At 70.8% G+C, this 11869-nt stretch carries 11 protein-coding genes; 4 read left to right on the top strand and 7 right to left on the bottom strand.

Features of this window, described 5'->3' with window-relative positions; all coding sequences use genetic code 11:
* Positions 1-12: 12 nt before the first annotated feature.
* The gene (locus tag ACFPJ4_RS01530; RefSeq protein ID WP_386739752.1) at positions 13-1431 is read right to left on the bottom strand and encodes an MFS transporter; all 1419 of its coding nucleotides are present in this window, start codon (positions 1429-1431) and stop codon (positions 13-15) included.
* A gap of 133 nt (positions 1432-1564) precedes the next feature.
* On the opposite strand from ACFPJ4_RS01530, the gene ACFPJ4_RS01525 reads away from it, so the two are divergent.
* Positions 1565-2272 carry a CPBP family intramembrane glutamic endopeptidase gene (locus ACFPJ4_RS01525; RefSeq protein WP_386738523.1) on the top strand — a complete coding sequence of 236 codons (708 nt, stop codon included), beginning with the start codon at positions 1565-1567 and terminating at the stop codon, positions 2270-2272.
* 18 nt (positions 2273-2290) lie between these two features.
* Positions 2291-2641 (top strand): VOC family protein, encoded by a 351-nt coding sequence (locus ACFPJ4_RS01520; RefSeq protein WP_386738522.1) that lies wholly within the window; start codon positions 2291-2293, stop codon positions 2639-2641.
* A 17-nt stretch (positions 2642-2658) separates the two neighbouring features.
* Here ACFPJ4_RS01520 and mfd read toward each other — a convergent pair whose 3' ends face one another.
* The 6 genes from mfd to ACFPJ4_RS01490 form a co-directional block, all read right to left on the bottom strand.
* Positions 2659-6288 (bottom strand): transcription-repair coupling factor, encoded by a 3630-nt coding sequence (gene mfd / locus ACFPJ4_RS01515; protein ID WP_386738521.1) that lies wholly within the window; start codon positions 6286-6288, stop codon positions 2659-2661.
* Between the two features lie 72 nt (positions 6289-6360).
* Positions 6361-7263, bottom strand: coding sequence for a bifunctional helix-turn-helix transcriptional regulator/GNAT family N-acetyltransferase (locus ACFPJ4_RS01510; protein ID WP_386738520.1), 903 nt, complete (start codon positions 7261-7263; stop codon positions 6361-6363).
* 35 nt (positions 7264-7298) lie between these two features.
* On the bottom strand, positions 7299-7889 hold the full coding sequence (gene pth / locus ACFPJ4_RS01505; RefSeq protein WP_386738519.1) for an aminoacyl-tRNA hydrolase: 591 nt from the start codon (positions 7887-7889) through the stop codon (positions 7299-7301).
* Between the two features lie 11 nt (positions 7890-7900).
* On the bottom strand, positions 7901-8539 hold the full coding sequence (locus ACFPJ4_RS01500) for a 50S ribosomal protein L25/general stress protein Ctc (protein WP_386738518.1): 639 nt from the start codon (positions 8537-8539) through the stop codon (positions 7901-7903).
* Positions 8540-8815: 276 nt separating this feature from the next.
* On the bottom strand, positions 8816-9835 hold the full coding sequence (locus ACFPJ4_RS01495) for a D-2-hydroxyacid dehydrogenase (RefSeq protein WP_386738517.1): 1020 nt from the start codon (positions 9833-9835) through the stop codon (positions 8816-8818).
* Positions 9836-9845: 10 nt separating this feature from the next.
* Positions 9846-9980, bottom strand: coding sequence for a hypothetical protein (locus ACFPJ4_RS01490; protein ID WP_386738516.1), 135 nt, complete (start codon positions 9978-9980; stop codon positions 9846-9848).
* Positions 9981-10003: 23 nt separating this feature from the next.
* Here ACFPJ4_RS01490 and gndA point away from each other — a divergent pair, with 23 nt between their 5' ends.
* Both gndA and ACFPJ4_RS01480 read left to right on the top strand, forming a co-directional pair.
* On the top strand, positions 10004-11473 hold the full coding sequence (gene gndA, locus ACFPJ4_RS01485) for an NADP-dependent phosphogluconate dehydrogenase (protein WP_386738515.1): 1470 nt from the start codon (positions 10004-10006) through the stop codon (positions 11471-11473).
* 33 nt (positions 11474-11506) lie between these two features.
* Positions 11507-11833, top strand: coding sequence for a hypothetical protein (locus tag ACFPJ4_RS01480; protein ID WP_386738514.1), 327 nt, complete (start codon positions 11507-11509; stop codon positions 11831-11833).
* Positions 11834-11869 lie beyond the last annotated feature (36 nt).

Here is an 11869-nt window from a genome sequence, read left to right as displayed (position 1 = left end):
CCGGTCGCGGGATCAGTGTCCCGCGGTGCCGATCGGGCCGGTCGTCGTCGGCTGCTCCTCGACCGCGCCCGGTGCGACGAGCGGGGCCCGCGAGACCGGCGTGCGCGGCATGGCCACGACCGACACCAGCAACATGATGCCGACCGCGACGACCCCGACGAACACCGCGGTCGAGGCGAGCGTCACGCTCGCCGGGTCGCTCTCGTTGCCCCCGTTCGCCGCGATCACGCCGTTGGCGATGGCTCCGAGGACCGCGGCACCCACCGCGCTGCCGATCGATCTGGCGAACATGTTCGCGCCCGTGACCACACCGCGCTCGTTCCATTCCACGCTCGCCTGCGCCGCGATGAGGGTCGAGACGTTCGCCCAGCCGAAACCGGCACCGATCACGAAGCAGAACACGGCGACCAGCACGATCGAGGGAGTGAGCCCGACGGCGGCGAGCAGCACGGCACCCACCACGACGATCGCCGCGCCGAGGATCGCGGTCAGCCGGAAGCCGATCCTCAGGTAGATCCGGCCCGCGAAGGTCGCCGAGATCGGCCACCCGATCGTGAGTGCGGCGAGCGCCAACCCCGCCACGAGCGGCGTCACCCCGAGCGACACCTGGAGGTAGGTCGGGATGTACGAGGTCAGCCCGACGAGGGCCGCGCCCACCGCGAACGCCGAGAGCGAGGTCGTGAGCAGCAACCGCCGACGGAACACCCAGAGCGGCAGCACCGGTTCGCGCGCTCGCCTCTCCACGAGCAGGAAGGCCACGAGCAGAGCCGCGCCGACGACGAAGACCGCGATGCTGATGGGCGAATCCCACGGCCAGGCCACGCCGCCCTCGAGGATGCCCAGGATGATCAGGGCGGTGGATGCCGCGAGCAGCGCCGCGCCCGGCACGTCGATGCGACGCTGCGTCTTCTCGACCTTCTCGTGGAATCCGCGCAGCAGCAGCACGAAGGCGAGCACGCACAGCGGCACGTTCACGAAGAAGATCCATCGCCACGAGGCGAACTGCGAGAACAGGCCGCCGAGGGTGGGTCCGACGACCGACGAGATCGCCCACATCGAGGCGACGTAGCCCTGCACCCGGGCCCGCTCGGCGACCGTGTAGATGTCGCCGATGATCGTGATCGACATCGGCTGAACCGCTCCCGCGCCGATGCCCTGCAGCGCGCGGAAGGCGATCAGCACCGGCATGCTCCAGGCGAACCCGCTCAGCACCGAGCCGAGCAGGAACAGGCCGATCCCGATCAGGATGATCGGCTTGCGGCCGATCGTGTCGGCCAGCTTCGAGTAGATCGGCACCGACACCGCCTGCGCGAGCAGGTAGATCGAGAACAGCCATGGGAACGCCGCGAAGCCACCGAGATCCTGAACGAGCGGATGCACCGCGGTCGCGAGAATCGTCGCATCGATCGCGATGAGCGCCGTGCTGACCATGATCGCGAGCAGGACCGGGCCGCGCTCCGACCTCAGACCGACCGCACTGATCTCATTCGTCACACTGGACTCTAAGACCGTTGCGCGTCACAACATTCCCGGGCCCGGCAGTTCGACCGGACAGAATGGCAGCGTGCAACCCGCCCTGCTCGCCCTCCTGTTCGTCGTGCTGGGCCTGCTCGGCTGGCGGGCGGTCACCCGCGAGCGCGGGCAATACCGCCGGTTCAAGCGCCTCACCTCGACGCACGCACGGCAGCGGGTCTACGCGCGCTGGCTGCTGGAGTCGGCGCTGGTGCTGGCCGGCCTCACCGGGGCCGTGCTGCTCGCGGCCTGGCCCTACCTTCCGCGCGCGCTGCGCGGATTCCTCGACACTCCGGCCGGCGCCGTGGTGTGGATCGGCGGCGTTCTGGTCGTCGCCACGCTGCTCGTCGCCCCGGCGTTCCTGCTGCGCGGAGACCTCGACGAGATCCCGGCCGTGGGCGACATCCGGGCCCTGCTTCCGCGCAGCCGTGCCGAGCTGAAGTACGGCGTCGGCCTCGGCGTCTCGGCCGGGGTGTTCGAGGAGCTGCTGTTCCGTCTCGCCCTGCCCGCTCTGCTGTTCGGGATCGTCGGCAGCGGACCGCTCGCGTTCGGGATCGCGGCGGTGCTGTTCGGGATGCTGCACATCTACCAGGGCCCGCTCGGCATCCTGTTCGCCACGCTCCTGGGGCTCGTCTTCGCGGCCCTCTACGTGCTGACCGGCTCGATCGCCGCGCCGATCGTGCTGCACGTGCTCGTGGACCTGCGCTCGCTCGTGCTCATCCCGATCGCGCTGGGCGGGGCGTGGCGCGTGCGTGCGTGACCGTTCTACTCTGGCGGCATGACCGCGATCTCACGTGTGACCATCTCGGTGGAGGCGCTGGACCGAGCGCTTCCCGTCTACGAGGGTGCCCTCGGCCTGGCCCGCCGGTACGCCGTGCCCGGCCTCGTCATGCTGGCGACCGACGACGGCGTCGAGGTGCTGCTGCACGAGCGCACCCCGACTCCGGGTGACTTCGGTGTCGCCCCGAGCTTCCGTGTCGACGACGTCGACCAGGTGACCGAGGCCGCACTGCTCGCGGGCGCCTCGGTCGTGGATTCCCCTGCCGATCAGCCGTGGGGCGAGCGCCAGTCGGTGCTGCACGATCCCGACGGCCACGTGTTCTGCCTCGTCGCCCCGCTCGTCGGCTGAGCCGACCCGGGCCGGCCTCAGACCTCGACGACCGGCTCGGGCTTCGGCGCCGGGAAGATCGCGGTGAGCAGCCCCGTCGCCCACTCGATCAGCTCGGCATCGGTGTGCTCGGGATTCGCGATCCCGGCGAAGAGCGGCACGCTCACCGCCTTCTGCTGGGCGAACAGCCGTGCACCCGGGTAGAGCCGCTGCAGCCGCACCTGCAGGGAGTCGGGCAGCTCCGCCGGGGCGATGCGCAGGTTGCCGCCCATCGCGACGACGTCGCTGAGGCCCGCCTTCTGCGCGAGCCGTCGCAGCCGCGAGATCGCCACCAGGTTGACCACCTGTGCCGGCGGCTCGCCGTAGCGGTCGGTGAGCTCTTCGACGACCGAGTCGATCGCGTCGTCCGGGGAGGCCGGAGCCGCCGCGGACGACAGCTTCTGGTAGGCCTCGAGCCGTAGCCGCTCACTCTCGACGTACTCCTCGGGGATGTGGGCATCCACCGGCAGCTCGAGTCGCAGTTCGGTCTGCCCCTCGGCGACATCCCCGCGGAAGGTCGAGACGGCTTCACCGATCATGCGCAGATAGAGGTCGAATCCGACCCCCGCGATGTGCCCGGACTGCTCACCGCCGAGCAGGTTGCCCGCGCCGCGGATCTCGAGGTCCTTGAGCGCGATCTGCATGCCGCCGCCGAGCTCGTTGTTGGCGGCGATGGTCTGCAGGCGGTCCTGCGCGAGCTCGCTGAGCGGCTTGTCGTCGTCGTAGAGGAAGTAGGCGTAGGCGCGTTCGCGACCGCGGCCGACGCGACCGCGGATCTGGTGCAGCTGGCTCAGCCCGTACTTGTCGGCCCGATCGATGATGAGGGTGTTGGCGTTGGCGATGTCGATGCCGGTCTCGATGATCGTCGTCGTGACGAGCACGTCGAACTTGCCCTCCCAGAAGTCCACGATGACCTGTTCGAGCACGCTCTCGGCCAGCTGACCGTGGGCCACCGCGACCCGCGCCTCGGGCACCAGCTCGGCGATCTGCGCCGCGACGCGGTTGATCGACGACACCCGGTTGTGCACGTAGAACACCTGCCCCTCGCGCAGCAGCTCGCGGCGGATCGCGGCGGCGACCTGCTTGTCGCTGTACGGGCCGACGTAGGTGAGGATCGGATGCCGGTCCTCCGGCGGCGTCGCCAGCGTCGACATCTCGCGGATGCCGGTGACCGCCATCTCGAGCGTGCGCGGGATCGGCGTGGCCGACATCGCCAGGATGTCGACGTTGGTCTTCAGCTTCTTGAGCGCGTCCTTGTGCTCGACGCCGAAGCGCTGCTCCTCGTCGATGATGACGAGCCCGAGGTCTTTGAAGGCGATCCCCTCGCTCAGCAGGCGGTGGGTGCCGATCACGACATCCACCTCGCCGCGGGCGAGCCCCTCGATCGTCTCCTTCGACTCCTTCGCGGTCTGGAAGCGGCTGAGCGCGCGCAGATGCACGGGGAATCCGGCGAAGCGCTCGGCGAAGGTCTCCATGTGCTGCCGCACGAGCAGCGTGGTCGGCACCAGCATCGCGACCTGCTTGCCGTCCTGCACGGCCTTGAAGGCGGCGCGCACGGCGATCTCGGTCTTGCCGTAGCCGACGTCGCCCGAGACCAGCCGGTCCATCGGGATGGCGCGCTCCATGTCCGCCTTGACCTCGTCGATCGTCGCGAGCTGGTCGGGGGTCTCGGCGAACGGGAACGCCTCCTCCAGCTCGCGCTGCCATGGCGTGTCGGGCGGGAAGGCGTGCCCCTTGCTCGCCATCCGCGCGCTGTAGAGCTTGACCAGCTCGACGGCGATGTCGCGCACCGCCTTGCGGGCCTTGCCCTTGGCGGCGGCCCAGTCCGATCCGCCCATCTTGCTGAGGGCGGGCGCCTCGCCGCCGACGTACCGGGTCAGCAGGTCGAGTTGGTCGGTCGGCACGTAGAGCTTGTCGCCCGGATGCCCGCGCTTGCTCGGGGCGTACTCGATCACCAGGTAGTCGCGCAGCACCTTGTCGGCGGTCACGCTCGTGCCGAGCGGTCCACGTGGCGTGCGGGTTCCGCTCGCGACCTCGCGCTGCACGAGCTCGACGAAGCGGCCGATGCCGTGGGTCTGATGCACGACGTAGTCGCCCGCGTGCAGCTGCAGCGGGTCGACGACGTTCTTGCGCCGGCTCGCGAGGCGCTTGACCTGCCGCGAATCGATGCCGGCGGCCCGACCGTAGAACTCCGCCTCGCTCAGCATCGCCAGGCCGACGACGCCGGGGCGGGGAGCGGGGATCTCGAAGCCGGCCTCGACCGACCCCCGCAGCAGGTAGGCGACGCCGGGCTCCGGATCGGTCGGGAACTCGTCGACCGCGCGCGCCGCCGCCTCGCGGGCGGCGAGCACGTCGGCCGCGCGCTCGACGAGACCGGCACCGGCGGCGGCGATCGCCACGGTCCAGCCACGGCGCAACAGTTCGGCGACGTGGTCGACCGCGCCGTCCGGCTGGCCGACGAAGCTCGGCACCGCCTCGGCGTCGAGCCGGATCACCTCCTCGTCGTTCGGATCGAAGGGGCTCAGGGTCCACCAGGCGCGATCCCCCGCGGCCCGCCGTAGCCCGGAGACCGTGAGGAAGTCGCCGGACCCGAGGTCGATCGGGGCCTGCGCGCCCGCGGTGGCGGCGTTCCAGGCGGCGTCGAGGAACTCGGCGTTGGTCTCGGCGAGGTTGACGGCGCGCGTCGAGACGCGCTCGGGGCCGAGGATGGCGATCGCGGCATCCGACGGCAGGTAGTCGGTCAGCGGCACCAGCCGGTCGAGCAGCGCGGGAGCGAGCGCCTCCATGCCCTCGACCGGGATGCCCTCGGCCACCTTCGCGAGCAGTGGGGCGAGCGTCGGGAACTCGCTCTGCATCTCGCGGGCGCGCTGGCGCACGGCATCCGTCAGCAGCAGCTCGCGGCTCGGCGCCAGCTCGGCGCGGGTGAGCTCGCCCGGCAGCGAGCGCTGATCGGCGACCGAGAAGGCGCGCAGCTGTTCGAGCTCGTCGCCGAAGAAGTCGGCGCGCACCGGATGCTCGGCGTCGGGGGCGAACACGTCGAGGATGCCGCCCCGCAGCGCGAACTCGCCGCGGCGCGTCACGAGGTCGACGCGCACGTAAGCGAGCTCGACCAGCCGGGTGGCGATCGCCGACAGCTCGTAACCGCGCTGCCCGACCGTGAGCACGACCGGTTCGACGGCCGCGAGCCCGGCGGCGAGGGGCTGCAGCACGGCCCGCACGCTCGCCACCACGATGAGATGCCCGGCGCGCTCGGCCGGCCGCTGCCGTCGCCAGGCGTCCAGCGTGCGCAGGGCCTTCAGCCGGGCTCCGACGGTCTCGGCGCTGGGGCTCAGCCGCTCGTGCGGCAGGGTCTCCCAGGCCGGAAGGGCGAGCACGGTCGCATCGGGGAGGTAGCTGTGGAAGGCGTCGCGCACCCCTTCGGATTCCCGGGATGTCGCCGTGACTGCGAGCAGGGTCTGCGGTCCGCCGGCGTCGCCGGTCCGGGCGGCGCGGCGCTCGATCAGAGCCGCGAGGAGGGGGACGCGCATCCCGTCGATGAGGGAGAAATCGGCCGAATGGCCTGCCTCATGCAGGGCCGTCTCGAGGGTGCGGGCGTGCGACAGCTCCGTGATCAAACGCTCGAGTGCCACTCGGAAGAGTCTACGCACGACCCCCGACCGGCACTGGACCGGCGGCGGGACGGCCGGCGGCCGGCATCCCGTTCAGCCCAGGGCCTTCTCGAACCAGTGACCGGCGTACGGGTTGTCGTTGTACCGCTCGATCTCGCGATACCCGCTGCCTCGGTACATGGCGATCGCCTCGACGAGCGTCGGATTGGTGTCGAGACGGACCGCGCGGAATCCGTCGGCCGCGGCCAGGCCCTCGAGGTGCCGGAGCATCCGCCCGGCGAGGCCCCAGCCCCGCCACGCGGGATGCACCCACATCCGCTTGACCTCGGCCGTCGCGGTGTCGCCCGTGGGGTCTGCGGTCTCCTGCCCCGCGAGACGCTGCAGCGCTCCGCAGGCGACGACCTCGCCATCCGACAGGGCGAGCACGAAGCGGCCCCGCGGCGGCCGGTAGTCATCGGGGTCCTGGATGCCGGGCTCGAATCCGCCGGGAAAGCGAGCGTCCAGCTCGGCGAAGTACGCCGCGAGCGCGGCTCGGGCCCGCTCGGAGGCCGGATCCACCTCGACCAGCTCGGCGGTGGCCGACCGCACGAGGCCGTCGGCCAGGCACAGCGCATCGGCGAGCTGCGTGCGTCGCGCGGGCGACAGCGGCGCGACGATGCGCTCGGCGATCTCGTCGGAACGCTCCTCGAGCTCGCGCCACGCCGCCAGCCCCTCGGCGGTCAGGGTGGCCAGTCGTCGCCGCGCGTCGGTCGCATCGGACACGGTCGCGACGAGACCCTCGCGCTCCAGCCCGCGCAGCAGTCGGCTCAGGTAGCCGGCGTCGAGGCCCAGCCGTTCGCGAAGCTCGCGCACCCCGACGCCGCCGGGCCCGATCTCGAAGAGCACCCGCGAGGGGCCGAGCGGTCGCCCCGAGCCGAGAAACGAGTCGTCGAGCACGCCGAGTCGCTGCGACCAGGCGCGGTTGAACCGGCGGAGGGCCGCGATCTCATCCCGCATTCTCTGACTTTAGTCAGAGATATGCGATCGGGCAATCACCGTTCGCGGGGCGCGTGGAACTTCGTCTGGGCGGCGAGCAGCCCCTCGGTGATGACCAGCTCGGTCGCATCCACCGCATCCGACAGCAGGCTCGGCAACACCTCGCGCTCGGCGCCCGAGAAGGGCTTGAGCACGAAATCGGCGGCGTCCTGCCGACCGGGCGGGCGGCCGATCCCGATCCGCACCCGGACGAAGTCCGGGGTGCCGATCGCCGCCGCGATGTCGCGCACGCCGTTGTGACCGCCGTGCCCTCCGCCCGACTTCAGACGCACGGTGTCGAACGGCAGATCGAGTTCGTCGTGCAACACGATCAGGCGCGAGGCATCGAGGTCGTAGAACCGCAGCAACTGCGCGACGGGACCACCCGACAGGTTCATGAAGCTGTTCGGCTTGGCGAGCACCAGTCGCGGGCCGCCCGGCGACAGGCGCGCTTCGGCGACCGTCGCATTCGCCTTGTGGCTCTTGAAGCCGGCCGAGACCCGATGAGCGAGCTCGGCCAGCGCCATCTGGCCCACGTTGTGACGATGACCGGCGTAGCCGGGCCCGGGATTCCCGAGCCCGACCACCAGCCAGGTATCGTCCGCCACGAAAGGAGCGACTACTCCGCGGCCGCGGCCTCGGACGACTCGCCCTCGGCGGCCTCGGTGGTCTCGGCAGCAGTTGCCTCGGCGCCCTCGGCGGCCTCGCCCAGGTCGGCAGCGCCCGGCACCGTCACGTTGATGACGAGCGTCTCGGGGTCGCTGACCAGCGTCGAGCCGGTGGGCAGCGTGATGTCCTTCGCGAACAGCTGCGTGCCCTCCTCGAGACCCTCGATGTCGACGACGATGCGCTCCGGGATGTGGGTCGCCTCGGCCTCGACCGAGAGGGTGTTGGCGTCGAGCGCGGCGATCGTGCCGGGAGCGGACTCGCCCTCGACGTGCACGGGCACGTCGACCGTGACCTTCTCGCCCTTGCGGACCACGATGAGGTCGAGGTGCTCGATGATCTGACGCACCGGGTCCTTCTGCACGTCCTTCACCAGGGCGAGCTGGCTCTTGCCCGAGATGTCGAGGTCGAGCACCTGGTTCGCCTTGCGCAGGATGAGCGCCACCTCGTGGCCCGGGAGGGTCACGTGCTGGGGATCGGTTCCGTGGCCGTAGATCACGGCGGGGATCTTGCCGGCGGCGCGGATCTTGCGCGCCGCGCCCTTGCCGAACTGCTCGCGCGGTTCGGCGGTCAGCTTGTTGTCGTCAGCCATGGCTGCACTCCTGAGGTTGTGGGGCGTCGGCCCCTGTCGTATGGATTCAACTCGAACGCGCAACTGCGTGAGGAAAGACATGGTGCCGTGATGGCACAGGGCCCGCCCACCGCGTCGATCACGGATGCCGCTCGCGCCGCATCCCTCGCCGAAGTTCAGTGGCCGAGTCTAGCCGAGTTCGCGCGTCGAGGAGAACTCGGATGCGTGGATCGGCGCGACCGCGCTCGTGCGGATCCACGCCGCCGTGCGCCGCCGGAGTGGCGGCGCACCAAGGACTCAGTAGAACTCGAGGGTGTTGACGACGTTCTTCAAGGGTTCGCCGTCGAGGAACCGACGCGCGTTCTCGGCGAACAGCTCGGTGATCAGGCGGGGCTCGTGCTCGCTGATCGCCGCCGTGTGCGGGCTGATCAGCACATTCGGCAGGTCCCAGAGCGGGCTGTCGCCCGGCAGCGGTTCGACCTGCGTCACGTCGAGCGCCGCGAAGCCGACGCGTCCGTCGCTGAGGGCCTCGATGAGGGCCGGCTCGTCGACGGTCGAACCGCGCCCCACGTTGACGACGGTGCACCCGGGCCGGATCGCCTCGAGCACCTCGAGGCTCAGCATCCTCTCGGTCTGCTCGGTTCCCGGCAGGGCGAGCACGATCGCATCGACAGTGGCGGCCACCTCCGCCAGCCTCTCGACCGGATAGACCTGCGCGAGGTGATCGTCGTCGACCGGATGCCGGTGCACCCCGACCACGCGATAGCCGAGCCCCGAGAGCTTCGCCGCCGTCAGCCGCCCGATGGCGCCGAGCCCGACCACGGCGACCGTCATGTCGGGAGCCAGTCCCATCGGCCTGCGCTCGGCCCATTCGTGCCGGATCTGCGCGGTGTGCAGGTAGGGCAGCAGTTTGGCCCCCGCGAGCACGCCGAAGACCGCGAACTCGGCCAACGGCTCGGCGTGCACCCCCGCCGAAGTCGTGAACACGATCCGGTCGAGATCGGCACGGGCGAGCTTGGCGGCCTTGACCTGCTGACCGCCGCCGGCGGGGATCGTGTGCACCCAGCGCAGAGCGGGGTTGGCCGCGACCGTGCGCGCCAGGGCCGCCCCCGAGTTTTCGGGAACCCCGAACAGCACCTCCGCCGAGTCGACGAGCGCCTCGAAGCGCTCCTGCTCCTCGGGGGTGCGACGGTGGCGCACCATCCAGTTCAGCGACGCGACCCCGAGCAGCTCCGGCTCGTAGACGACGTCGAGGCGCGGCTCGCGGGCCCGCAGCATCTCGATGTCCTCGGGGGTCTGGGCGGTCGCGACCACCACGCGAAGACGATCAGGCATCGGGGGTCTCCAGTTCTGCGGTCAGTCCGGCGACGGGGTCGGCGAACGGCTGGGCGACGTCGACCGCGGCCGACCACCGAGCGCGGTCGGCGACCCCCACGACGACGACGGGATAACGGAAGGCCATCGAGCCAACGGTACCCTGGACGCATGGCCTCCTCCGACGGAACTCAGTCCCCGCACGCGAACATCGGCGTCGTCGGATTGGCGGTGATGGGCTCCAATCTGGCGCGCAATCTCGCCAGCCGCCCGGGCAACACGGTCGCGATCTTCAACCGCAGCTACGAGAAGACCCAGACGCTCATGGACGAGCATCCGGAGGCCGGGTTCGTGCCCAGCGCCGACTACGCGGCGTTCGCGGCATCCCTCTCGAAACCGCGCACCGCGCTCATCATGGTGCAGGCCGGCAAGGGCACCGACGCGGTCATCGACGAGCTCGTCAAGGTGTTCGAGCCGGGCGACATCATCATCGACGGCGGCAACGCCCTGTTCACCGACACCATCCGCCGCGAGAAGGCGGTGCGCGCGACCGGCATCAACTTCGTCGGTGCCGGCATCTCGGGCGGCGAGGAGGGCGCCCTGACCGGCCCCTCGATCATGCCCGGTGGATCGGCCGAGGCCTGGGCCACGATCGGCCCGATCCTGAAATCCATCGCCGCGGTCGCCGAGGGCGAGCCGTGCGTGACCCACGTCGGAACCGACGGCGCCGGCCACTTCGTGAAGATGGTCCACAACGGCATCGAGTACGCCGACATGCAGCTCATCGCCGAGGCGTACGACCTGATCCGGCGCGGCACCGGCAAGAGCCCGGCCGAGATCTCAGAGGTCTTCGCCGAGTGGAACCACGGCGAGCTCGAGAGCTACCTCATCGAGATCACCGCCGAGGTGCTGCGCCAGGTCGACGCCGAGACCGACAAGCCCCTGGTCGACGTCATCCTCGATCAGGCGGGCGCCAAGGGCACCGGCGCCTGGACCGTGCAGACCGCGCTCGACCTGGGCGTTCCCGTCTCAGGCATCGCCGAAGCCGTCTTCGCCCGCAGCCTGTCGTCCAAGCCGGAGCAGCGGGCGGCCGCCGCCGAACTGCCCGGACCGGTCGACACCTGGACGGTCGAAGACGCCGACGAGTTCATCGAAGACGTGCGGCTGGCACTGTTCGCCTCGAAGATCGTGGCCTATTCGCAGGGCTTCGACGAGATCGTCGCGGGAGCGGCGCAGTACGGCTGGGACATCAAGAAGGGCGAGATCGCCAAGATCTGGCGCGGCGGCTGCATCATCCGGGCGCAGTTCCTCAACCGGATCACCGAGGCCTACGCGAGCGACCCGGGTCTCGTGGCCCTGCTGACGGCCCCGTACTTCGTGGACGCGCTCGACCGCGCCCAGGGATCGTGGCGGCGCATCGTCGCGATGGCCGCGCACGCCGGGCTGCCCTCCCCCGCGTTCTCGTCGTCGCTCGCCTACTACGACGGCCTGCGCGCCCAGCGTCTGCCCGCCGCGCTCATCCAGGGTCAGCGCGACTTCTTCGGCGCCCACACCTACAAGCGCGTCGACAAGCCCGGCATCTTCCACACGCTCTGGTCGGGCGACCGCACCGAGATCGAGACCGAGCCGAGCAGCCACTAGCTCGCGCCCGGTGCTGGCTTCCCGGATGTCCGCATGAGCGACCCGATCGAGCTGCGCTGGGAGGCGCTGACCGCCGAGTTCCTCGGCGAGCCGGGCGTCACCCTCGATCGCGCCTTCGGACGCATGTCGTTGATGATCCACGGCAAGCTGTTCGCCTCCGCGGGACCGCGTGGACTGCTCATCAAGGTGAGCGAGGAGCGCGTCGACGAGCTGATCCGGCGGGGTGAGGCCGGCGAGTTCCGCGGCGGCGGCGGTCGGGTGATGCACGAGTGGGCGGTCGCCACTCCGGAGGCCGACTGGAGCGCCCTGGCGGCCGAGTCGCTGGACTTCGTCGCCGCGACGGCACACCCGGCCCCGTGATCCGCGCCTGATCCCGCCACGGGACCTTCGACCCTC

This window comes from Lysinimonas soli (assembly GCF_042655435.1).
Classification (GTDB): domain Bacteria; phylum Actinomycetota; class Actinomycetes; order Actinomycetales; family Microbacteriaceae; genus Lysinimonas; species Lysinimonas soli.
Note: the sequence above shows the minus strand (reverse complement) of the source record. Positions and strands in the feature narration are given on the sequence as shown.